The sequence below is a fragment of the Eubacteriaceae bacterium ES3 genome (assembly GCA_030586155.1).
Lineage (GTDB): Bacteria > Bacillota > Clostridia > Eubacteriales > Eubacteriaceae > Acetobacterium.
This window is the reverse complement of the sequence record CP130741.1, coordinates 2,647,901-2,671,707: the sequence shown is the minus strand read 5'-3', so window position 1 is coordinate 2,671,707 and position 23,807 is coordinate 2,647,901. Positions and strand designations below refer to the sequence as shown.

Genomic DNA, 23,807 nt, shown 5'->3' with positions numbered 1-23,807 from the left:
GGGGGGAGCGGCGTGAAAAAAGAAAAACGCTTGGAAGAAACAATAAAAAAACTAAAAGCAGCAGATGCGCCAATTCCCGGTTCCGACCTGGCCGGATTTTTCAAAGTTAGTCGTCAGATTATTGTATCTGATATTGCTGAACTTAAAAGACAGGGGTATGAAATATTTTCGACAAATCGCGGTTATCTTCTGCAGGAAGTCAAGAAACCCCAACGGGTATTTAAAGTGAGACATTTGCAGGATGAGATCCATGACGAATTGCTGACGATTGTAGTTATGGGCGGAAAGATACTGGATGTATTTGTCGTTCATGATATTTACGGGATGATCAGGGCTGATTTAAATATAGGCTCAGAGGCAGGAGTAGAAGCATTCGTGACGGGCTTAAGCGACGGTGAGGTCAGTCCATTAATGAAACTCACTGATGCTTTTCATTATCATACAGTGGAAGCGGAGGATGAAATTACTTTGGCGAAGATTGAACAGCGGTTAAAGGAGAAAAACTATTTAGTGATTTGAATAGCTGAAAGTTATTTTGGGTATATCTCATTTAAGGATGTTATGACAGGCGACGTTTGTCAGCATAATTGATTTTGAATCGAAGACTTATGGATTATTTAATGTGTTTTGACTAAAAAATCAGAGATGAGGTATTAGTATGGAAAAGATCAGGTGTATAGGCTGCTTTAGACATTGTATGCTGGGGCAAGATCAGCTTGGCTTTTGCAATGGCCGGGCAAATGTTGATGGTCTGATTGTGCCGATTAATTACGGGATGGTAACGGCTATTGCACTGGATCCCATTGAAAAGAAGCCCTTAAAAAACTTTTATCCAGGCAGTAAAATTCTCTCGATTGGCAGTTTTGGCTGTAATTTAAGGTGTCCTTTTTGCCAGAACTACGAAATTTCCATGGCTAAACTGGAGCAAGCGCATTTTCGAAAAATGAGTCCTGACGATATCGCCCGTAACGCTCAAAGACTTGTCGAAGCAGGCAATCTTGGTGTTGCTTACACTTATAATGAACCCTTAATCGGCTGGGAGTTTGTCAAAGACTGTGCGGTTGAAGTTAAAAGCAGGGGAATGAAAAATATTCTGGTGACAAATGGCTGTTTTGAAGCAGAGGTAATTAAAGAGGTCCTTCCATATATAGATGCGGTGAATATTGATTTAAAGGCTTTTACGCAGGACTTTTATCAGCATATTGGTGGAGAATTGGATTCAGTAAAAAGAACGATTAAACTGTTTGCGGCTGCTTCGCATGTAGAAGTGACGACTTTGATTGTTCCTGGTCAAAATGATTCGCCAAAAGAAATGAATGAGATGGCAGCCTGGTTAGCCTCGGTGGATAAGAAGATTCCTTATCACATTACAAGGTTTTTTCCCCGTTATCATATGGAAGAGTGCGATCCGACAGATCTTATGGAGATGATGGAACTGGCAGAAATTGCAAGGGAACATCTGGAAACAGTTTATCTTGGAAATTGCTGAATTAATTTTAATAGTTTTTATAATAAAAGAACCTGGAGCCGAAAATCTGATTTTCTGCTCCAGGTTCTTTTATTTGCTATAACTTAGTACTTATCACTTTCGTCATCAAGATCGATTGTGAAATTATCCTCATCGACTGCTTCAATATCTAGCGAATCCATGCTAAAAGAGGAAGTGTCGAGGTTTTCTTTTTTTCGGGGCTGACGGCTGGAAGAACTGCGCAGTTTAAATCCGGAAACCATATTTTTAAGCATTTCCGCCTGACTTGAGAGTTCTTCGCTGGAAGCGGCGCTTTGTTCAGATGTTGCTGAATTGGTATGAACGACTTGAGTAACCTGTTCAATACCGGTGGTAATCTGAGCGATGCTGGTAGCCTGATCATTTGAGGATTTGGAAATATCGCCAATCAGACTGGTGACTTTTTCGATAGAATCGAAAATAGTTTTTAATCCGTCCGCAGTATCGTTGGCAATTTTGGTTCCGTCTTCGACTTTGCTGATGGAGCCTTCGATTAGAGCGGTTGTTTCGCTGGCAGCTTCGGCACTTCTGGCAGCCAGAGAACGAACCTCTTCGGCAACTACGGCAAAGCCTTTTCCGTGCTGACCAGCTCGGGCAGCTTCGACAGCAGCATTAAGGGCCAGAATATTGGTCTGGAAGGCGATGTCATCAATAACCCGAATAATTTTTGAGATATTATTGGATGATTCATTGATGGCTCCCATCGCTTCGACCATATCAGCCATCTGACGATTGCCTTTTTCTGCAGCTAAGCGAACTTCCAGGGTTCGATCGTTGGCTTCGGCAGATTTCTGAGCGTTGAAGCGGGTTTCTTTTGATACTTCTTCAATCGAGGCTGATAACTCTTCAATCGAGCTTGCCTGCTCTGTGGTACCCTGGGCTAGAGCCTGGGCGCCATCAGAGATTTGGCGGGATCCTGATTCGACCTGGGCAGCTGCATTAGTTATTTCTCCAAGAACTGCAGATAGATTTTCAGCAATATGATTAATAGCCGTTTTGATGGCATCGAAGTCACCAATGTAATCACTGGTAATTTCATTGCTTAAATCACCATCGCTGGCTAAATTCAGAATTTCAGAAATATCATTGATATAGAATTTCAGGAAGTCCAGGGTTTTATTCAAGTCGTCCTTAATCTGGTTATTCTGGCCAAGATAGTTACCGGTCATTTTAGTGCTGAGATGTCCCTGAGAAAGTTCGTTAAGTACAGCCGATGCTTCCTGGATAGGTTCGGTGATGGCATCTAGCGTATTGTTGAAGCCGCCGATTACTTTAGAATATTGTCCAGGGAAGCGGCTAACGTCTCCGCGATTTGCAAGATCGCCGTTAATGGCGGCATTGGCCATACCATCAGCTTCTTCGACCAGCATTTCAATATTTTCCATCATATTGATAAAGGCTGGGACCATCTGATCATTGTCACTGAACTTGCCAATGGCTTTTAATTCCGGCAGTTTTTTAAAATCTCCGTTTGCCATTTCATTTACGCCTTCAAGCATGTATAACAGCTGGTCGCATATGGTGTTGATGTGTTTGGAGATTTCGCCGTAAATTCCGGCATATTCAGCTTCGATTCGCTGGCTGTAGTCATTGCCTTGGATATGAGATAAAACACGATTGCCCTGGGTAAGAGCATCTAAGCCGTCAATACATGAATTGATGCTGTTGGTAATTTCGGCGAATTCACCTTTTGCTTCTTCAGTAATTTTTTCCGGAATTTCGCCCTTGCCAATTTTTTCAATATAGGCAGAACTGGTTTTTAATGGTTCAATAACAGCATCCAGGGATTGATTCAGACCGGCAATAATATCCCGGTAAGCCCCTTTAAGAGTACCGGTGTTGCCGCGGACGGAGAGTTGTCCTTCAAGGGTAGATTCTGAGAGCATTTGTACTTCTTTGACCATTTCCCGCAGGGAATGTACCATATCGGTCATACTGAGTCCCAACAAATCCTTATCGGAACTGATTGCCACTTCCTGAGTCAGATCACCTTCGGCGATGCGTTGAGCAGATATGGCGTGGTCGCGGATATTGGCTGACATTCGCTCAAAGGCCTGAGTCAGGTCAGTGGTCTCCCGGCTGATGGAATTGATATGATCAGTACCTGCTTCAACATCACCTTCAGCCATCCGATTGGCAACATCAGCCAATTGGTTAATTGGTGCAGTGATTTTTTTTGCAGTAAAGTAAATTAAAAGAGCGGCAATCCCAATGACCAGTAACATGATGAATAGCGACATCATTTTTAAGAAATTATAGGACTGGCTGTATTCAGCATCTGGCAGGCTGGTCACAACTGTCCATCCTGTACTGCCGACTGGTTCGGCGTAGCCGTGAATAAGTGTTCCATCGGCCAAAGAGTAATCTACGGGGCCGGTTTGCTGATTGATGATAGCTGTCTTTATTTCATCTGACATATCAGAGTCATTGATCATCGTGTTAGAATAATTCTCATCCGGGTGGTAGATTATCGTTCCTTCGGAACTGATTAGCATAAAGAAACCCGTATCCCCTAATGTGTACTGGCTCATAATTTCTGATATACTGTCCAGGGTGAAATCCAGGCCACCAGCGCTAAAGACTTCGCTTGTCCCAGGTCGATAGATAGGGGTCGCCACTGTAACAACCATCTTGCCGGTCATTGCGTCAATATAGGGTTCGGTGATAGTGGTTCCGCCATTTGCAAGCATTTCCTGGAACCAGGGTCGGGCAGTCATCACCCAGTCATCGCTCTGGTAAATGCCATCATCGCTTAAGATCAGCATATTGGGATCACCGTCGGCGATATAGGCATTTAAAATATTTGAGTCTTCAGCTTTGATACTGGACAGGGTTTCAATAACCACTGCATAATCTGGGGCTGAAGTGGGATCCATGCCCGGCGTGATTTCTTCGACAAGAGCGGTATACTGGCTGTTTAGCGCCATTTGATTGGTTGTTTCCATGTACTTTCCTAAAGCACCGTCAATGGCACTGGCGGCCGCCAGAGATTCACTCTCCAGTTGTTGTTCGGACATTGCGGAAATGGATGTATTGACATTGTATAAAGTAAATAGTGAAGTAATACCATAAATAGCAATAATCGGCAATCCAATAAATAGAATAATGCGGGCAAGCAGACTAATCTGCCTTTTCTCGTTACTTTCCATAAATTTCTCCTTTTAGGTTTTTTTATAATGTACCACTTTTATTTTCTTTTAAAACATCGATTTGGTCAAGATTAAAATTTTCTGGAATTTGATAAAATATGGCGTTATTAACAGCTTTTGAGCCGATCTGTATTTGACTGAAGTTGGTTAAAATGAAAAAAAGTATGTTTGATATTAGTATCTATAGTGTGCTGTATTTGTGTTTGGATATTTTTTTTGAAGAAAAATCAGAAATAGGAAAAAGCATCACTTTAAAACTGCTGTTTTAATAGTAAATGAAGAAAATAAAAAAATAAATCGCAAGAGAGGTCGATATTGTTGCGTAAAAAACTTTACTCAGGGCCGAATTGTACAATTGACAATAATGTATAAATGATGATTTTCTTTTAAATATTTGTTCAAAAAAATTTTTTTAAAAGTATTAGCTATAAGAGGAGAATACTGCAAACCCCTGGAAGCTAAGCAAAATGTGCTTGATACAAGCCCCTTTTAAGATAAATAATATTAAAAAATAAAACCACCCCGAAAGATGGTTGTGGAATCATATATTAGCAAGCAATCTCCCGTCGATTATTTAACTGGGATAAATCGTACAAGACAAATTTCTTTGTCACTGTAACCCTGTTCTTGCAGATAATTAATGGCCTGTCCGATATCGTTGAAAGTCTGGCCTTTATCTTTCGGGTCGAGATTTCCGGCAATATAAATTTTTGTCATTTTGTCTCCTTTTTCAGTGAAAAACATTAAATGAGTTTAAAATGTTTTTCTTGGTAGTTTACCATAATTATTTAACAGATCTCAATAGAGAAAAGCCATGCAAATGTACAGGAATTTAATAAATTTAAAGTTATTGAGGGCTGTTTTGATAATAGCAACAATCACTTGCATTTTTCTAATTTAATCACCCGATGGCAGATATTATGAGGATTAAAGCTTCGTTTAGGAAAAAGATAGTTTGGATATTGGTGTTAATTAAGTTGTGTGATTTATCTTGACGTGTCAACGCCTTAGATGGAATTATTTATCTAATAAATGGGTATAATATAATTGAGACTTAAAAACTATGAATGGTGTTTTTGTTTAGATAGCTGCGTTTGTTGTTTAAGACTATTTTTAAAGACCGGTCGTTTTTATGTTTAGGTCCAGTATAGCAATTGTTAAAAAGAATTTTTAGAAGTATTTTAAGATATACACGCTTATAAGGAGGGAAAAATGTATCATACTTTAATTATGGAAGGGCGTCAGTTTTATTACAAAATTACACCGAATCAGGTGAATAAACTGAAGAGTATCATGTTCAACCATGCATCTTATTATCAATTCATTATCTTTTGCATCAGACATTTTAGCAGCATCCATAAGTTAACAGTCCGAAAGGTTGAGAGTGAAATGTATGACAACACCTATTATGTTATTGATGATTTTTGGGTAAATAAAACGATTCACATGGAGGAGTTTAGATTCCCGACACTGAGCCAGGAAGATATGATGTACACGCTGGAAAGGCAGGGCGAGTATGAAAAAGAGTATCAAGAAAGTGGTGGTGAATGATTAGAATCGATGTAAATAGTAGGTTTTAAAGCAATAAAAAAACCGTCAACCGGTTCACTGTAAATTAATTTTATGGTGCTCCCTCAGGGACTCGAACCCTGGACACCCTGATTAAGAGTCAGGTGCTCTAGCCAACTGAGCTAAGGGAGCGAAAAAAATGGTGCCGAAGGCGGGACTCGAACCCGCACGTGATCACTCACAACGGATTTTGAGTCCGTCACGTCTGCCAATTCCATCACTTCGGCACATTTAACCTGAAATTTTTCAGGGTTTGTTTCTAACAGAATCTGTTAGAACACTGTTAAATATACTAGCATATCTTATTAAGAAATGCAATTCTTTTTTTAAAAATAAAATGAACAAAAAATTACCTTGTGTTTTTCTGGATTTAGGTTACTATTATTTAAAACAAATGAAACCACTGAGGTGTTAAAATGAGTGTGTTCGAAAACCATAATACGGTTGCTTACAAAGAATTCAGAGAAAGTGTTAATGAGTCAGTTCTGGAATTGATTAAAAAAACGAAAGACAAAAAATGCAACGGTTGTATCGATTTTGTCTATTGTGCAGAGTCAATGACAGCGCACTGTGAAGCCTTGGAGACTTCCTGGCCGGTAAAAAATCCCGAGGCAGTCCAGCGTCTTACTGATTGTTATATCTGTGATTTAAAGGCGATGAAATAGTTTTTCTGGTCAAAGACCTGTTGATGATAAGGGTCTAGTGAGTCAGGATTTATAGGTTATTTGGTTACAGCCGCTGGATTCTGTTTTAAAATAAGAAATAATTCAATATTTGCAGGATCCTTTTTCAGGAATGCAAAAATGCATCCTGAAAGCTTATTATTGATTTAGATATTGGGCAAAAATTTTATCGCAGATTGCTTCTATCGAATCAGAATCAGTGTCAATTTGTAGAGCTCCAATCTGATAGAATGTTTTTCTATCTAAAAGCATGGTTTTAATTTTCTGGAGTGGCTCAGGGTCATTAAGAAGGGGGCGGCTATTGTCGGTCCGGGTTCTTTCAAAAATAGTATCGGCTGAGGCTTTAAGACTTACTAGAAAAGTATTGTTCTGGAGCAATTCTCTGTTATTCTCTTTCAGAATGATACCGCCGCCGGTAGCAATAACCAGATTTTCTTTTTCTAATAGTTCTTCAAGGGCTGATGTTTCCAACTGCCTGAAAGCTGCTTCTCCTTGGTCGGCAAAGATAGCCGATATTTTTTTGCCGGCTTTTTCTTCAATATAAGTATCTGTATCAATAAACTGGTAGTTAAGTTTTTGAGCCAACAGTGGACCGATGCTTGATTTCCCCGTCCCCATAAAACCGATCAGGGCGATAGGTTTATTTTTTTTTGTCATTGTCGGGTTCCTTCCTGCAGCACTTTTCTACCGAGTTCGGGATCAGGAAAAATTCCGGTCCATAATTCAAAGGCTAAAAGTCCTTGAAAGAGCAGCATATCGAGACCGTTTTCGATCAGTGCCCCCTGTTCCTCTGCTTCTTTTAGAAATCTGGTTTTTTCGGGGCTGTATATCATATCATAAACCAGGATTCCCGGGCGAATCAGTTCTTTGTTCAGCGGCGTTTGATCAATTGAGTCAGACATACCTAAACTGGTGCCATTGACTATGAGATTGGCCTGAGTGCAGATTTCGGCAAGCGAAACCGGATCATTTTTTACCGCAAAAGCGACTTCTTCAATGCCCTCATTAATTTGGGAACAAAGCGTTTGAGCTTTTTCAAGTGTACGGTTGGCAATTACAATTTTCTTAACACCCCAATCAGCCAGGGCCATGGCAACAGATTTAACCGCACCGCCGCAGCCAAGGATAAGAACAGTCAAATCTTCTTTGGCTACTGTTTCTAATTTATTTTCAATTGAACGGATAAAACCAAAACCATCGGTATTATAACCGGTCATTATGCCATCTTTATATACAACTGTATTGACGGCGCCAATTTTTCTGGCTAACGGATCAATGGCGTCAAGACTGTCCATAACTTGAAGTTTATGGGGTTTAGTGATGTTGAAGCCGCCGAAATTCATTAGTCGGAATCCTTTTATCAAATCGGCTAGATTCTGACTGGAAACTTCAATGGGAAAATAAACGCCATCAATCTGATGTTCTTTAAATAGAGTATTGTGCAAGAGTGGTGAAAGACTTTGCCCGATAGGCTCTCCCAGCACAGCAAAAATTCTGGTGTTGACAGAAATATTCATCATAGTACTCGCTTTCTGAAATTTAATAAATTGTATCACAATCTTTTATTTGCGTAAAGAAAGCAGGAACTCTTTAGAGTTTAATAAACGAGTTTTTCTTTATTTGAGAAAAAGCCTGTGGTATAATCGCTGAGAATAAAAAGATTGGAGGGATTAAATTGAAAAATCAGAGAATTATTCAGGTGGAGGAAAAGCTGCCATTGAACATGATGGTGCCATTGAGCCTGCAGCACATGTTTGCGATGTTTGGCGCATCGGTACTGGTACCTTTTCTATTTGGAATTAATCCGGCGATTGTTCTGTTTATGAACGGAGTTGGGACGCTATTATTTATGTTTATTACCAAGGGAAAAGCACCAGCTTATCTGGGGTCGAGTTTTGCTTTCCTGGCGCCAGCCGGTGTGGTCATTGCTTCATGGGGCTATTCCTATGCTTTAGGTGGCTTTGTAGTTGTTGGTCTATGCGGTTGTATTTTAGCAGGGGTGATTTATAAGTTTGGAACAGACTGGATCGATATCGTGCTGCCACCGGCTGCCATGGGACCGGTAGTTGCTTTAATCGGGTTAGAACTTGCTTCAACGGCTGCCAGTACAGGAGGTATTGTGACCCAGACCTCCTATGTTTTAGATGAAGCATCGGGACTTTATGAGCAGATTGTGACGGCAATCGATCCTAATAACGTGACTGTTTTTATGGTGACACTTGGCTTTGCTGTCTTTGGTTCGGTGGTATTTAAAAAGTTCCTATCAGTTATTCCAATCCTGATTGCAATTGTGGCAGGTTATTTAACAGCCCTGGTAACAGGTGTTGTCGGAGCGGAGAGTTTTGCAACTGTGGCGGATGCACCATGGTTTTCTTTACCGAACTTTCAGCTGCCACAGTTTGATCCGAGTGCAATTGTCATCATCCTTCCGGTTCTGCTGGTTATTACCTCAGAACATATTGGGCATCAGATTGTCACGGGAAAAGTTATCGGCCGAGACCTGATTAAAGATCCGGGACTGCATCGCTCCCTGTTTGCGGATAATTTTTCAACCATGATTTCCGGCCTGATCGGTTCGGTACCGACGACTACCTATGGTGAAAACATTGGGGTTATGGCGGTTACAAAAGTCTACAGTGTGCGGGTAATTGCCGGAGCAGCAATTATTTCCATTATCTGTTCCTTTGTGGGAAAACTGTCGATGCTGATTTCAACCATTCCCGGTGCAGTAATTGGTGGAATATCATTTCTGCTCTATGGAATGATCGGAGCTTCTGGGATACGTATTCTTGTTGATTCGCAGGTTGATTATGGGAAGTCACGAAATCTGGCCTTAACCTCAGTTGTTTTTGTCGTCGGACTTTCTGGTGTATCACTAACCTTTGGCAGTATTCAGTTAAGTGGTATGGTATTGGCGACAGTTGTGGGAATGGTTTTAAGTCTGATTTTTTATGTGTTGGATCGGATGAAACTGACTAACGATTCTGAGGAACACTTGTACGATCAGCCTTAAATACAGGTAAACAGTTAAAAAACTGTCCTGTGTTCTTTGTGAATTTATTTTACTGCATATATCGGGCTAAAAGTTAAGCCTAATATTTTTGTCGATTGGAGTCCGATTTGGAAGAAGAAATATTTGAAGAAATAAACGAAGAGATCGTCCTGGCACCGGATAGGGATATCAGGATTAATAAGGCAGTTATGCATATCCTTGACACTAATGCGGGAATTCCGGTGTTATCGGAAATGTTTTTAAATATTGGCGAAGGAGTAGGTGATTATCTCTTAAAGCATTTGGAAAAATCGCTAAAAGATTCGGAAATTAAACACACCCTCTTTCTCGAGGGCAGCGGTTTTCAAAAAACGGTTGAAGAATACAAAAAGTCTGAGGCCTTGATACGAATCAGCTCAGAAATTGCTCAGTCGGTTTTTGATGTAATGGTAGAACATGTGGATATACCATCGGCGGATCTAATCTTTATTGATTTTGAACGGGGATTTGAAAAATTCCTGGCAATCCTTAAATTTAATTATAAGCAAGGCTATATCCATTATGTTGATACCGAAAAAGGCTTTTACAATGATATTTTGGTGCAGCCCTGTGTCTTACCTACCGAAAGGCAAAGACTGGACGAATTTGTGATTATCAATTTATCGACTGGCCATTTGCTGCTGAAAGAAAAGAAATACCTGATTAACAATCAGAAAGAGTTTTACTGGTCGAAACAGATACTATTCTGCGAAGAAGGCATTTCAGAAAAAAGTGCTTATGAGATCGTTGAAAAAACGGCAAAAAAAGTCATTGAGTCCGAATACTCTGGTAGTTATGAGAAAATGAACCAAATGAAAGAAGCCCTGGTTGAAAATTACGAATCAAGTTCTGAGCTTGATGTTGAACAGATTGCGGATTCTGTTTTCATGCAGGATGAACTGGTCAAGGAAAAGTTCAGACAGGGTGTTCTACAGAACGGTCTTTATGAAGATAAGGTTAAAGTGAGTGCCAACCTTGAGAAGAAGCTTTATAAAAAGCAAAAATTCATAACTGATACTGGAATTGAAATCTCCATTCCTCTTGAACAGCTTAAAAGAGATGAGGTTATTGAGTTTAAGAACAATCCGGATGGAACAATCTCGGTAATGATCAAGAATATAGCCTTGCTCAATATGAAATAACAGAAAAGTGCTTGAAAAAATCACATAATTAGAATAAGTGTTTATCAAAATTGAATTATTCCAGCATAAAAGCTCAATAAACGAACAAATGTTCGGATATTGAGCTTTTATTTTTTGTTGAAGTACGAACTTTGAGCAAATGGGATTTTTTGATTGAAAATTCAACAAGAATTATAAATAATATATGCTTATTTTAATTGGAATATTCTAAAAGAGATCCCCTTAACAAGGCCAATCGATTGATTTAGTAAGTTGTTTTAGGAGTAGTGTGGTGTGAAATAGATATGTTTGGCATAAATATTGCATCTTTAAATTGAGCAAATGAAAATTGAATAAAGAAATTTAAGATTTAATTTTCATCAATATAATCCAGGAGGAATAGTCGTGGAAAAGAAAACTCTATTGATTAATGGTATTGAACAATCTTTGATTATCAGTCCGGAAACAACTTTAGCACAGGTGATTCGCCGTCAGGTTGGCCTGACCGGTACTAAGGTTGGTTGTGGTAAAGGGGAATGTGGAACCTGTTCAGTTATTTTGAACGGAAAAGTTGTTCGTTCCTGTGTGACAAAGCTGAAAAGAGTACCAGATGGTGCGGAAATCATTACCATCGAAGGTGTTGGGACGAAAGAAAATCTACATCCATTACAATTAGCATGGATGGTGCGGGGAGCTGCTCAATGTGGTTTTTGTACACCAGGATTTATTGTCTCAGCAAAAGTGCTGCTAGATGAAAATATTAATCCAACGCGGGAAGAAGTTCGTGACTGGTTCCAGAAACATCGAAACCTATGTCGTTGTACTGGTTATATTCCAATCGTCGATGCGGTTATGGATGCTGCTAAGTTAATGCGGGGGGAAATCACCAAGGAAGACCTTTGGGTGGAACTTAAAGAAGGGGATTCCATGATGGGTTCTTCTGTTGTTCGTCCGAGTGCAGTTGCCAAAGTAACCGGAACATGGGACTTTGGCGCTGATCAGGGTCTTAAATTACCAGCTGATACTTTACATATTAAACTGGTACAGGCTACCGTTTCTCATGCTAACATTATTTCAGTTGATAAAACAGAGGCTGAAAAAATGCCAGGTGTCTTTAAGGTTATTACCGCTAAAGATGTACCAGGAACCAACCGTATTAATGGACTGGCCTTCCCGCAAAACAAGGGTGATGGAAAGGAACGACCGATTCTTAATGATAAAAAAATCTTCCAGTTTGGAGATGCTATTGCTATGGTCCTGGCTGATACGCCAGAACAGGCAGAAGCAGCTGCTGAAAAAGTGGTTGTTGAAATTGAAGAATTAACCCCGTATATGAGCGCTCCGGAAGCCATGGCAGATGATGCTGTTGAAATCCATCCAGGAACACCAAACGTTTATTTTGAAGCGGGAACCATTAAAGGAGAAGAGACTGCACCAATGATGGAAGCCTTGCCTTATGTGGTTGAAGAGGACTTCTATGTTGGGCGTCAGCCGCATCTACCTTTAGAGCCAGATGTAGGATTTGCGTATATGGATGAAGAAGATAACCTGATTGTTCATTCCAAATCAATTGCTATCCACTTCCACCAGTTGATGACCGCTGAAGGGATTGGGGTTGACCCGAATAAATACTTTATCGTTCAGAATCCGACCGGCGCCACTTTTGGATATAAATTCAGCCCAACCAATGAAGCTCTGCTGGGGGTTGCTGCTTTTATTACAAAACGACCGGTATTTTTGGAATTCAATATGTATCAGCAGATTACCTATACCGGCAAACGAGCACCTTTCTGGACATCGATCAAATTTGGTGCTGATGAAAACGGCATGATTAAAGCCATGGAAGCGGACTGGTCAGTTGATCATGGTCCTTATTGTGAATTTGGCGACCTGGTTACTACACGTGGTTCTCAGTTTGCCGGTGCCGGATATGATATTCCGAATATTCGCGGAAAAGGAAGAACAGTTGCAACTAATCATGCCTGGGCAGCAGCATTTAGAGGGTATGGATCACCGCAGGCTTTATTCCCATCAGAAGTATTAATTGATATGCTGGCAGAAAAAATCGGCGAAGATCCGCTGGAATTACGTTATAAGAACGTATACCGTGAAGGGGCAACAACACCTACGGGGTGTGAACCGGACGTTATTGCGCTGCCGCAGGCAATTGATAAAATCAGACCGATTTATCAGGAAGCGAAGAAAAAGGCTGAAGATAGAAACGCAGAGGGCGGCGACATTAAATATGGAGTTGGAATTTCTTTAAATATTTATGGATGTGGTCTTGATGGTCCAGATTCATCAGAAGCCTGGGCAGAGTTGACTGAGACCGGTGTGACCATTGGTAACTCATGGGAAGATCATGGCCAGGGTGCTGATATGGGAACCCTTACTTTTGCATACGAAACCCTGCGTCCAATAGGAATTAAACCGGAAAATATCAAACTGATAATGAACGATATGCGTCGGACTCCAAATAGTGGACCAGCTGGCGGAAGCCGATCAAATGTGGTTACTGGAAATGCGACCAAAGCGGCCTGTGAAAATTTATTGGCAGCGATGATCAAAGAAGATGGAACTTATAGAAGCTTCGATGAAATGGTGGCTGAAAATATTCCTTTAAAACATGACGGTAAATGGACTGCACCTAAAACGGCACCTTCAGTAGAAACCGGTCAGGGGGACCCTTTTGCTTCTTATATGTATGGGGTACTGCTGGCGGAAGTAGCGGTTGACACAACTACAGGAAAAACAAACGTTGATAAACTGACGTTGGTATCAGACTGTGGAACCATTACCAATAAACTGGTTCTTGATGGACAGTTATACGGCGGTTTGACACAGGGGATAGGTTTGGCGCTGAGTGAGGATTTTGAAGACCTGAAAAAACATACGACGCTTAATGGATGTGGTATTCCAAATATTAAAGACGTACCCGATGAAATTGTCTTAATCCATCAGGAAACACCAAGACCTTTGGGACCATATGGCGCTTCTGGTTCAGGAGAAATGCCATTGTCCTGTCCACATGGAGCGATTATTAATGCTATTTATAATGCTTGTGGTGTTAGAATTACACACCTGCCGGCATATCCTGAAAAAGTACTGGAAGGTTTAAAAGCAATGTAAAATTTTAAAAACGGGACTGAGAGGGACAGTGATTTCATTGCCCCCTTGTCCTGCTTAAAGATAAAACAGTTTAGATAAAAAAAGTAATCAGTCTTTTCTTATCTAAACTGCTTGGAAACGAGGAGTTATGAAAAAAATAGTCGAAAAAATCAGTAAAATTTTGGACCGAAATGAGACACTGGTCATCGCGACGGTGCTTAGAAAAACTGGACCGGGACCGATCCGTTCAGGTCGGAAGATGATTATTCGGGAAAATCTGACCTTGGAAGGATCATTTGGCGGGGGGCTGGTGGATGCGCAGATAAAACAGATGGCTGCACGGATTTTTAAGACTCGCATGGATGCAATTGAGAAAATTTCATTTTCTGAAAACTGTATTAATGGAACTGGTGAATTTTGTGGTGGAGAAATTGAAGTTTTTTTTGAATATTGTGATATAATTGACCAGGAAACCGGTTTGTATTATCGAGAAATTGGTCATTTATTGAACGAAAAGAAGAATTTTTTAATGATTTCTGAGATTCCTGGGATTAATCCGGTCCATCAGCGAAAATGGATCTGTACACAGACTGGTTTCTATGGCGAGGAGAATGATGACTTCTATGAGAAATTGTTGCCTATCATGCGTGATTTTAATGAGATGAAGTTTCGGGGAGCGTTTTTTTTTGAAGAACATTATTTTGTAGAGCCCTATTTTTTAAATGAAAAAGTGTTCATTTTTGGTGCCGGATATATTGGACAGGTGCTGGCGGAACTTTGTAAATTACTGGATTTTTATGTGGTAATTGTTGATGAACAGCCGGAATTTGCAAACCGAAACCGCTTCCCCAAAGTGGATGAGGTTGTTTATTTGCCATCTTATGAAGTGCTGAATGATTATTTGCCTATCGATGATCACTCCTTTGTTCTGGTGATGACCAGAGGAAATCAAGATGACCAGGAGGTTTTGGCCCAGGTTCTTGCCAGCTCGGCAAAATATATTGGGATGATGGGGAGTAAAATTAAGCGCAACAAAGTATTTCAGAATATGCTTGAAAGAGGCTTTGAGTACGAAGATTTACAAAGGGTCCATTGTCCGGTAGGTCTGGCAATTGAGGGCGAAACCCCAGAAGAGATAGCGGTCAGTATCAGTGCAGAGTTAATTGGTCTGCGGAGAAGACAAGAAAAATTTTATAGCCAACTGAGGATATTATGAATAGAAACAGATTTCAGGAATTGATAAAAAAATCACGGGAACGATGTGAAAAACTGGGACTCAATGAAGAACGTATTTCCAGTCGGAAAATTATAGAACATACTGAATTACAGGCAAAATTTGCGGAAAATAGAGACCTGATTTTGACTGCATCTCCTTATATGGAACATTTAATGAGCATTGTGAAAGGCGATCATTTTTTTGTTTTGTTAACTGATAGGGAGGGCTGTATTTTAAATGCCATCGGGGATGAAAAAATTCTATCCGAGGCTTTTGATCTGAAGATGGTGGCGGGAGCTTATATGAATGAGGAAAATATTGGAACCAACGCCATGTCTCTGGTTATTAAATCCAGATCGCCGATTCAGTTATCCGGCAAGGATCATTTTATCAAGGCCTATCACCGCTGGACTTGTTCAGGGGCACCGATTAAGGATGTCAACGGAAATCTGATTGGTGTTTTAGATTTAACCGGTTATTCGGATTCAGTTCATCCTCATACGTTGGGAATGGTAACTGCTGCTTCTAATGCGATCGAAGAAATGCTTAAATTTAAAGCCTATAACAAACTACAGAATATGACTAACAAGCATATAAAAACGATATTCAATTCGATGCCTGTGGCGATTGTAACTGCGGATATCAATGGTAATATAAAAATATATAATCAGCAGGCCATGGACTTATTTGGAAATCGGCAGCGTAAAATGATCGGCAACAATATTTCAGAACTGATTGAGGAGTGGGATGAAATCAGAGAAGGGATTGAACAGGAAAAAAATGTCAGCAGAATCGTCAACATTAGAGCCTTGAAGAATCGTTTTCTCTGTCAGATGATGGCCAGTCCTATCTATAATCCTCAGGATGATAGTATCGAGATTGTCTTTGTTTTAAGAGAAGAAAAAAACAATAAAAAACACATGATGGTATCCCCTTATTATACATTTGACAAGATTATGGGTGAAGAGGTTAATTTTCGTCGGACTGTTGAATATGCAAAAAAAATTGCTGGAAATCGTTCAACAATTCTGATCATGGGGGAGAGTGGAACTGGAAAAGAGGTTTTTGCTCAGTCCATTCATAATTTCAGTAAACGGGTTGACGGTCCGTTTGTTGCACTTAATTGCGGAGCCATTCCCAATCAGTTAATTGAGGCGGAATTGTTTGGCTATGAGGATGGTGCTTATACTGGAGCGAAAAAGGGCGGAAATATTGGAAAATTTGAAGAAGCCAATAAAGGGACGATTATGCTTGATGAAATTGGTGAAATGCCGATCGACATGCAAACCAGGCTCTTGCGGGTTTTGCAGGAAAGTGTAATCACCAGGATTGGCAGCCATAAAGCCATTCCGATCGATGTCAGGATTATTGCTGCGACCAACAAGGATCTTAAGAAAGAAGTTGCTCTGGGGCGTTTTCGCAAAGATCTTTTTTATCGGCTAAACGTCCTGCCCTTATTTTTACCTCCTTTGCGGGAACGAAAAGAAGATATTTTACAGCTTTTCTATTATTTTCTTAAGAATACGGCGATCAAATATGACAAGGTACCGATTGCGTTAAATGACGAAGAATTAAAAATTCTGACCTCCTATACCTGGCCGGGGAACATCAGAGAACTGGAAAATATTGCTGAGCTGATTGTCAATACTGAAGATTTTCCTTATCATTATTTTAAAAGTTCAAGAAATAAGGGCGGCGGTTTTGAAAGTTATGATTTTTCCCAAAATCTGATGAACGACAGCTTTTTGGTCGGCCTGGAAAAGGTTGAAGACCTGTCGCTGGAGCATATGGAAAGGATTCATCTGGCTCGGGTTCTGAAATTATATGAAGGCAATATTACAAAATCGGCCCAGGCATTGGGGATTCAACGAAATACCCTATACAGTAAAATAAAGAAATATGAAATTGACATTGAACAGTAATTATGCAATAGTTTAATTAAAAAGCCAGGAGGATAAAATGGAAACGTTGGTTGAAAAGTATAATCAGGTGGGCAGTGATGCACCGGATGAACTGAAAGAGCAGTATCATATGTGTTGTTCGGAAGTTCTGCTTGCAGCTGCAAATGAAGCCTACAATCTGAATTTACCAGGAGAAGCCTTTAAATTGATTCAGGGTTTTGGCGGTGGTTTTTATTCCGAAAAGGTTTGTGGTGCGTTTTCTGGTGCCCTAGCTGGTCTGGGAGCCATGTATGCTAAGGATCGCCCCACGGATATGAAGGAGATTAAGATGGCAGCTAAATTTTTGGTTGAGGAATTTGAAAAAGAATTCACAACATTGGATTGTGATGTGATCAAGGCCAAATACCGGGACGAAATTACGGCTTGTGATGGTGTTAAATGCCGGGCTGGTCTGGTTCTGGAACGGGTAGTTACCCGAATGGAGGAAGCATGAGAACTGAGAAAGTAAAAACTTATGGGACTGATATTCTGGAAAGAGCTTATGGTCGCTGGTGGCTAATGCTTCTTGATGGCCTGTGCTTGATGATTATTTGTGGTATTACTCTGTTTGAACGTCAATTTGCACTGCTTTTTATGGTTAAGCTTTTTGGAGTATATCGTGGCTTTATGGGAATCATGTATCTGATTACCTATTTTGTATACAAGTCTAAATATCAGACGACTATGGGAGCCAGTCTGGGACGGGGGATATTTGATCTGGTTGTGGCGGCAATCTTTTTATTATTTACCAGTACCATGATCAAATTTTTTATTGTTATTATTGGGATTGCAGCTCTTTTTTCCGGGGTGCTTTTACTTGGGTCATCGCGAAACAACACGGGGTCTGGTGCAATTGTCAAAATAGTTATCGGAGTGATGCTCTTGGCTTTTGGCATATTTTCGCTCTTTAATCCTTCGGGACAGATGGACTTTTATGGCTTGTTACTGGGTATCGTTTTAGGCATCAGCGGCTTTTTCCTGGCCCTGCAGTCTTTTAGTATGAGAAAAAACTATAAAGAAATAAAAAAAGCTAAAAAAGGCTACGATGATTATCATATCGAATAAGCAAAAGGCTGGGTACGCGAGTATCCAGCCTTTTGTATTAAAAAGTGTTAAAGATGGAAAATACCTTTAATAAATTGAATAAAAACAAAAAATTATCTTTTTTTATTAATTGTTAGCGTTATAATGATAGAAAAGGAAAGGGAGATTTTTTATGGTCACTGATATGTTCAGAGAGAATAAAGGGTTTACTCTGGCTGAACTGATGGTTGTGCTTGTGATACTGGGACTTCTGGCCAGTGTTGCCGTCCCCAGGTTTCTGACAGTTATTGAAAATTCGCAGAAAAAGACGGATGAAACCAATATCCGGATTGTTGAGAGTGCACTGGAACTTTATCGCATTGAAAAGGGTGAATATCCTTCCGGCGTGACAGATTTTGACGGCCTGATTGAAGTGCTTCATGATGAAGGTCTGATTCAGCAGGAATCCATCGAAACTGCTAATGAGAAGGAGTACAAATTTTTTTATGATGTCACTGAGCATATCATTGAACGTCAGGAAGTCACATCAACATGAGTGAGCAACAGGTAGTAGAATGATTAATCAACTCAAGAGTGAAAACGGCTACAGTATCTATGAATTGCTGGTTGTACTGGTGATTTTGACTGGTGCTGTAGTCTTTTTGACGGCTGGTAGTTCTGGTCTGCAGAAGGGCATGGAGAAAAGGGTATTTAATCAGGAGTGTGAAGATGTTTACTACCTGATTCTGGAGTCGCAAAATCAGGCGATGATGGATAATGCGCCCAGAAAACTTAGTTTTTTGTCGAGCGGTGTATATCTTGTCTTTACCAAAGACCGTATTGTTCACAGTCAACTGATTAAAACTGATCATATCAATTTTTCCGGTAATTTTTTTGGCGCTCAATCTTTAACTTTGTATGCGGCAGGAACGGTATCCAAGGGCGGAAAAATTATTATGACTAATCGAAAGTATTCGGATTTAACCCGTGAAATTACCATTCAGGTGGCAAACGGAAGGATTTACATCAATGAATAAAATCAGAGTCATGTCTGAAAAGGGATTTACGCTTTTGGAAGGGATTGTGGCAATTGCTATTACATCTGCAGGGATGCTGCTTTTGCTTTCTTTTTTAGGCCTTCTGCTTGAATCACAATTTCGGTCGGCAATAGTCTTTGAGGAAGCAATGGAAATAAACAGTTTGAGTGATGGGATTAGAAAAGAATTGGACGGGCAGCGGATTGCTGATCAGGATAAGATCGTCCGCTTTCTGGAAATGGAATATCCTGATTATAAACTGGTAGGAATCGGGATTGCCGATGCTGAAAACTATTGGATTATCGAAGTGGAAGATCAGCGCAAGACAGAGAATCATTTCTTTATTAATTACTATGGGAGTTAGTGTGAAGAGCAATCAGAAGGGAATGACCCTGATTGAAGTAATTACTGCGTTAATGGTTCTGGGACTGGTTTTTTCGGCCATTCTGCCAGGCTTATACCTGGTAAACAGACTTGAAGATGCAGATAGTTCAGAACGTCAGGATAGCTATATTGAACGGATGATGAGTGTTTATTTTAAAAAACAGGTCTATCAGTCGGAGGTGATTTATGATAAAGGCGGCATCCTTTATTTGCAGGATCTGGAAACGCCTGATTATTATAATCGCTACAGTCTCAGTGGCAGTACGATCATGCGATACAAGTATCGAAAGACGACCGATAATAATCTCGTAAGTATCGGATTGGGCGGGACCAGTCAGTTTGAAAGAGGTTTTCAATCCTTTTCAATAAAGTTTTCCCCGGAAAATGAAGAATTTATTGAAATAACTTATAGGCTGACTGATAAGATGGAAACAGAGGAGATTCTTATTGAGCATGGGAAAAAAATTGAAAGCATCAGCTAAGGATATAAATGGCTATGCATTGCCGGTTGTACTGGTGCTGCTTTCACTTTTACTGACAGCCGCATCCTTTTTACTTGCCCAACAGCTTCAGGAATATGAAGCTAATATGGAGTGCAGAAATTATGAATTATGTTTACTGACAGGGACAAATGCATTGGAAATTGTTAAGTCTGAGATTGAAAGCGGAGGGGATGAGATTGTCGCTTCTGGGGTTTCAGATCCCAACGGGGGAGTTTTTTCATATCATATTTTAAGAACTGCAGAAAACCGCTTTGACGGTGAGGTTATCAGCGAATATGGCGGTTATAAAAAAAAGTTCACCCTCAATGTTGAGGTAACGGAGGAAGAAGAACCGGTGATCATAAATTTTTTCTGGAAGATGGAGCACTAGGATGAGTTTTAGGAGTAATTATATCTGGACGGTTGATATTGGGGAAGAATCTGCAAAAATAGTTAAAGCACTAAAGACTCCTGCGGGAATCCCTGAAATAGAAGGGACGTATCAGGATAGAGCGCTGTGTAAAGATAAGTTATTCTTATATAAGAGTAAAGAGCAGATTGAGCTTTTGTCAAATTGTTTTGATGATTATCGGCGAGGGGATCAAATAAATTTTTTATTAAAAGATTCCTCAATAATCATCGAAACGTTTAGTATGAAGCCTGTTTCAAAAACACAGCTGGAAGATATCATTTACTGGAAAATGAAAAAATTGAAGTTGGAACATGGAAAGAAATGGCATTATGATTATTTGGCCGAAGAACGGGTGGAGGTTTTTGAACAGCTTGGTGTCGAAGAAAAAAATATTGATGTGGTCAGTGTTTTTGCAGAACAAACACTTATCAGAAACTGCCAGTCTTTGTTTAAAGCTGGGGGGCTAAAAGTCAGCAAAGTTTTACCGCAATTTATCGGAATGGGAAAACTTTTCAAACAAAATGCGCTTAAACATATATTACTTCTGGATTTGGGTTATTCAAAAGCTTCTTTATATCAGTTTCGAAATGGGCTTTTGATAAATTACCTGGAACTAAATCCAGATTTGTCCTTATCATTTTCAGAAAACCTGTCGCTAATTGTGAGAACAATGGAAAATCAGCTCAGACTGTTTCAGGATAAAAGGGAACGGGAAAAAAGTTTATTATGTCTTGTTGGTGGTGGAAGTCTTAGTCCGGGAATTCGTGTTTGGTTTGACGATCATCCTAAATGGGAACTGGTGAATAACAGGGATTTGCTTGCTGAACAGGTTGCTGGTTTAGAAGGGGTTTCTCAGACATCGCTGGGGATATTTTCGCTGGGAATATCAGGCTTGCTGGCCTGAGAACTGCTAAGAAATACGGGGGATATATTGAAAAAGGATATGAATCTAATTGTTTCTCGTGAGGAACAGTATCTAAAAGAAAAATGGCGCAGGTTGATAAAGAAATTTTTACCGGAGATATATGTCCTTTTGAGTTTTATTTTGATATTGACGGGATTTAAAAGTGCTAATATTGTAGCACAAGATACAATCGACGATCTTGATATGCAGCTTGAAAATAATAGCCAGATGACTGTGGTCTATGAAAATCTGGAAACCCAGAAGATGAATCTGATTTATTATGAAAAATTAATCGATTGGCTTGTTCAGCGGGACGTGTCAGTTTCAGAAACGGTTCAGACTATTTATAAGCAGTTTTCGTCAGATTCGGCATTGATTCGGCTGGATTTGACAGGAGAGGCCATAAAAATTACAGGACAGACAAAAAAACAGGAAGAGATAGTCGGAATAGCTGAAAAGATTGTCAAAGAAACAGGCTTATCAGACGCTCAAATACTTAGTGTCGAGCGTCTGGGAGATGATACGAATCAGGATTTGTGGGAATTTATTATGGTGTTTGAATGAAAAGGTGATAGGGTGGAGTCTGTTGTTTAATAAGAAGCTTCGGTCTGAGCAACTGAAGAAATGGCTGTTTATTGGTGTTATTTTCATTTTATGCATAGCAGTATTTGTCTATCCCGAAGTTGTCGAGATAAAAAACAACAGGGTTTTGATTGGGAATAAAGAGCGGATTGCGGCTGCTTATCAGGGAGATCTTACGGAAGAAGCTTATCTTGATGAATTAAATGAAGTGGTTCTAAAATTAAAAGGCTATAATGAACGGATTCCTGCAGAAAAGGACCAGACGCTTTATTACCAGAGTGTTAATAAAGCGGCAGAAAAATCTGGGGTACGACTCCTGACTGCACTATTTGGTGATGAAACCATCGTGACGGAAAATGATTTTTCCAGTCAAACTATTAATCTGAACAACCCTGAGGGTCAAGCACTTTATAGTTTTTCGATAGATTTAACGGTTGCTGGAAAACAGGCACAAATATTGGATTTTATTCAGGCACTGGAAGAAGGTAGCCCGTATTTATGTCCTCTATCCATGAGTATTGAAGAAGCTGAAGGTGGTCATTGGGCTGAAATCGGGCTAAAGGGATACTATTTTGCGAAATAAAAGGATGTGGTTGCTGGCAATCATTAGTGGCTGTTTAGTCTTGAAAAAGGGATATGATTGGTGATTGAAAAAGCTTGCCAAATAATTGTTCCAGTTAAAAACACAGCAGTTTATTGATGTTAGTCAGTCAATAAACTGCTGTGCCAATATAAAAAGATTTACTCAGATATTTCAGGAGACAGTAGTCAAACCGGCTTCGATTTCCGTTAGGTTCTCTGCGATTGATTCAAGAAAAGACTGCAATTTTAAATTGTCATCAGGATTTAACGATTCAAAAGATTTATATAGGGGTTTAAACAGGTTATTTTGCAGATCCTGATACTGATCGAAAATAAGCTTTCCTGATTCAGTCAGAGAAAACTGAACCTGTCTGACATTGGTTGGTGAAGGGGTTTTGTTAATTAAATCTTTTTCCAGCATTTTACCGGTGCATTTGGAAACAGCGCTTTTTGAAATATCCAACTCGATGGATAGTTGGGTAAGGTTGATGCCGGACATTTCACCGATTATTTCCAGTGTTTTCAGTTCAGAAGGAAACAGCTCAGTGTCCTGGTCATTGATTAAAAAATCCAGCGGTGCGGTTATAATGTTTTGATAACTTTCAGCTGCCTTTTTCATTAGGATGAGAAGTTCTGATGGGGCGACTTCTGCGCCCGATTTAGCCTCCATTTCCTGATTTGCCTGAGATGTTTGAATAGCAGTATCGCTTTTGTGGACGGGTTCACTTTTTTTAGAAGCAGCAATTTTCTTTTTTCTACTTTCCTTGTCCGGTGATTTTTTTTCTTTTGCTGATTTTTTTGCCTTTTTTTCTTTTTTCAAATGGAACACTCCTTTCTTTAGTTGGATGAAATATGAATAAATTTTAAAAATGGGTGTCGATGTTATCTGAATTCGATTACGATGTTGGCAACGAAGGCTATACATATAGATGTTATTAATTATCATATCGAATTAGCCGGGCAAAAGCAAGAGAAATCACGAAGTAATATGGCGGATTAACGTATAAAAGATTGATTTTTTAACATTTTTTCGATAAAATAAACAGGGTAGACAGCTGAAAGAAAAAGGTTGTCAAA

The 23,807-nt window shown here is 39.8% G+C and carries 24 protein-coding genes and 2 tRNA genes; 19 read left to right on the top strand and 7 right to left on the bottom strand.

From position 1 onward, the window contains the following. Positions 1-12: 12 nt before the first annotated feature. Together Q5O24_12290 and amrS are read left to right on the top strand one after the other, a co-directional pair. Complete coding sequence (locus Q5O24_12290) at positions 13-519, top strand: transcription repressor NadR (GenBank protein ID WKY47132.1); 507 nt, start codon at positions 13-15, stop codon at positions 517-519. 139 nt (positions 520-658) lie between these two features. Beyond that, the gene (gene amrS / locus Q5O24_12285) at positions 659-1,489 is read left to right on the top strand and encodes an AmmeMemoRadiSam system radical SAM enzyme (protein ID WKY47131.1); all 831 of its coding nucleotides are present in this window, start codon (positions 659-661) and stop codon (positions 1,487-1,489) included. Between the two features lie 83 nt (positions 1,490-1,572). Here the strand turns inward: amrS and Q5O24_12280 are convergent, their stop codons facing one another. After that, positions 1,573-4,656, bottom strand: a complete 3,084-nt coding sequence (locus Q5O24_12280; protein ID WKY47130.1) for a methyl-accepting chemotaxis protein — start codon at positions 4,654-4,656, stop codon at positions 1,573-1,575. 570 nt (positions 4,657-5,226) lie between these two features. Then, entirely contained in the window at positions 5,227-5,373 is a 147-nt protein-coding gene (locus Q5O24_12275; GenBank protein WKY47129.1) for a hypothetical protein, read from the bottom strand. 495 nt (positions 5,374-5,868) lie between these two features. On the opposite strand from Q5O24_12275, the gene Q5O24_12270 reads away from it, so the two are divergent. Beyond that, positions 5,869-6,207: a hypothetical protein gene (locus Q5O24_12270; GenBank protein ID WKY47128.1), complete on the top strand. Its 339-nt coding sequence runs from the start codon at positions 5,869-5,871 to the stop codon at positions 6,205-6,207. Between the two features lie 73 nt (positions 6,208-6,280). Here the strand turns inward: Q5O24_12270 and Q5O24_12265 are convergent. Together Q5O24_12265 and Q5O24_12260 are read right to left on the bottom strand one after the other, a co-directional pair. Then, a tRNA-Lys gene (locus Q5O24_12265) sits at positions 6,281-6,357 on the bottom strand. Positions 6,358-6,365: 8 nt separating this feature from the next. Further along, positions 6,366-6,452 (bottom strand) — tRNA-Leu (locus Q5O24_12260). 189 nt (positions 6,453-6,641) lie between these two features. Between Q5O24_12260 and Q5O24_12255 the strand changes: the two genes are divergently transcribed. Continuing rightward, positions 6,642-6,890: a hypothetical protein gene (locus Q5O24_12255; protein ID WKY47127.1), complete on the top strand. Its 249-nt coding sequence runs from the start codon at positions 6,642-6,644 to the stop codon at positions 6,888-6,890. A 156-nt stretch (positions 6,891-7,046) separates the two neighbouring features. Here Q5O24_12255 and Q5O24_12250 read toward each other — a convergent pair whose 3' ends face one another. Both Q5O24_12250 and aroE read right to left on the bottom strand, forming a co-directional pair. Continuing rightward, positions 7,047-7,565: a shikimate kinase gene (locus Q5O24_12250; GenBank protein WKY47126.1), complete on the bottom strand. Its 519-nt coding sequence runs from the start codon at positions 7,563-7,565 to the stop codon at positions 7,047-7,049. Beyond that, complete coding sequence (gene aroE, locus Q5O24_12245) at positions 7,562-8,428, bottom strand: shikimate dehydrogenase (protein ID WKY47125.1); 867 nt, start codon at positions 8,426-8,428, stop codon at positions 7,562-7,564. Before aroE ends, Q5O24_12250 begins: the two co-directional genes overlap by 4 nt. Positions 8,429-8,583: 155 nt before the next feature. On the opposite strand from aroE, the gene uraA reads away from it, so the two are divergent. The 15 genes from uraA to Q5O24_12170 all read left to right on the top strand — a co-directional run bounded on the left by uraA (position 8,584) and on the right by Q5O24_12170 (position 22,731). Further along, a complete protein-coding gene (gene uraA, locus Q5O24_12240) occupies positions 8,584-9,921 on the top strand; it encodes a uracil permease (protein ID WKY47124.1) in 1,338 nt (445 codons plus the stop codon). A gap of 107 nt (positions 9,922-10,028) precedes the next feature. Then, positions 10,029-11,081 (top strand): nucleoid-associated protein, encoded by a 1,053-nt coding sequence (locus Q5O24_12235; protein WKY47123.1) that lies wholly within the window; start codon positions 10,029-10,031, stop codon positions 11,079-11,081. A gap of 384 nt (positions 11,082-11,465) precedes the next feature. Further along, on the top strand, positions 11,466-14,189 hold the full coding sequence (locus tag Q5O24_12230; protein WKY47122.1) for a molybdopterin-dependent oxidoreductase: 2,724 nt from the start codon (positions 11,466-11,468) through the stop codon (positions 14,187-14,189). Positions 14,190-14,316: 127 nt separating this feature from the next. After that, a complete protein-coding gene (locus Q5O24_12225) occupies positions 14,317-15,384 on the top strand; it encodes an XdhC family protein (protein WKY47121.1) in 1,068 nt (355 codons plus the stop codon). Further along, entirely contained in the window at positions 15,381-17,306 is a 1,926-nt protein-coding gene (locus tag Q5O24_12220; protein WKY47120.1) for a sigma 54-interacting transcriptional regulator, read from the top strand. The genes Q5O24_12225 and Q5O24_12220 overlap by 4 nt, the downstream gene beginning before the upstream one ends. 37 nt (positions 17,307-17,343) lie before the next feature. Continuing rightward, a complete protein-coding gene (locus Q5O24_12215) occupies positions 17,344-17,778 on the top strand; it encodes a C-GCAxxG-C-C family (seleno)protein (protein WKY47119.1) in 435 nt (144 codons plus the stop codon). Further along, positions 17,775-18,389, top strand: a complete 615-nt coding sequence (locus Q5O24_12210) for a DUF308 domain-containing protein (GenBank protein ID WKY47118.1) — start codon at positions 17,775-17,777, stop codon at positions 18,387-18,389. The genes Q5O24_12215 and Q5O24_12210 overlap by 4 nt, the downstream gene beginning before the upstream one ends. A 151-nt stretch (positions 18,390-18,540) precedes the next feature. After that, positions 18,541-18,903: a prepilin-type N-terminal cleavage/methylation domain-containing protein gene (locus tag Q5O24_12205; protein ID WKY47117.1), complete on the top strand. Its 363-nt coding sequence runs from the start codon at positions 18,541-18,543 to the stop codon at positions 18,901-18,903. 19 nt (positions 18,904-18,922) lie between these two features. Continuing rightward, positions 18,923-19,384 (top strand): hypothetical protein, encoded by a 462-nt coding sequence (locus Q5O24_12200; protein ID WKY47116.1) that lies wholly within the window; start codon positions 18,923-18,925, stop codon positions 19,382-19,384. Further along, the gene (locus Q5O24_12195) at positions 19,377-19,748 is read left to right on the top strand and encodes a prepilin-type N-terminal cleavage/methylation domain-containing protein (protein ID WKY47115.1); all 372 of its coding nucleotides are present in this window, start codon (positions 19,377-19,379) and stop codon (positions 19,746-19,748) included. Before Q5O24_12200 ends, Q5O24_12195 begins: the two co-directional genes overlap by 8 nt. Beyond that, on the top strand, positions 19,738-20,250 hold the full coding sequence (locus Q5O24_12190; protein ID WKY47114.1) for a prepilin-type N-terminal cleavage/methylation domain-containing protein: 513 nt from the start codon (positions 19,738-19,740) through the stop codon (positions 20,248-20,250). Before Q5O24_12195 ends, Q5O24_12190 begins: the two co-directional genes overlap by 11 nt. After that, positions 20,222-20,641: a hypothetical protein gene (locus Q5O24_12185; GenBank protein WKY47113.1), complete on the top strand. Its 420-nt coding sequence runs from the start codon at positions 20,222-20,224 to the stop codon at positions 20,639-20,641. The genes Q5O24_12190 and Q5O24_12185 overlap by 29 nt, the downstream gene beginning before the upstream one ends. A 1-nt stretch (position 20,642) precedes the next feature. Further along, positions 20,643-21,566 carry a hypothetical protein gene (locus Q5O24_12180; protein ID WKY47112.1) on the top strand — a complete coding sequence of 308 codons (924 nt, stop codon included), beginning with the start codon at positions 20,643-20,645 and terminating at the stop codon, positions 21,564-21,566. A gap of 39 nt (positions 21,567-21,605) precedes the next feature. Beyond that, on the top strand, positions 21,606-22,130 hold the full coding sequence (locus Q5O24_12175) for a hypothetical protein (protein WKY47111.1): 525 nt from the start codon (positions 21,606-21,608) through the stop codon (positions 22,128-22,130). 22 nt (positions 22,131-22,152) lie between these two features. Beyond that, complete coding sequence (locus Q5O24_12170; GenBank protein ID WKY47110.1) at positions 22,153-22,731, top strand: hypothetical protein; 579 nt, start codon at positions 22,153-22,155, stop codon at positions 22,729-22,731. Between the two features lie 171 nt (positions 22,732-22,902). Here Q5O24_12170 and Q5O24_12165 read toward each other — a convergent pair whose 3' ends face one another. Beyond that, positions 22,903-23,550 (bottom strand): MarR family transcriptional regulator, encoded by a 648-nt coding sequence (locus Q5O24_12165; GenBank protein WKY47109.1) that lies wholly within the window; start codon positions 23,548-23,550, stop codon positions 22,903-22,905. Positions 23,551-23,807: the final 257 nt, after the last annotated feature.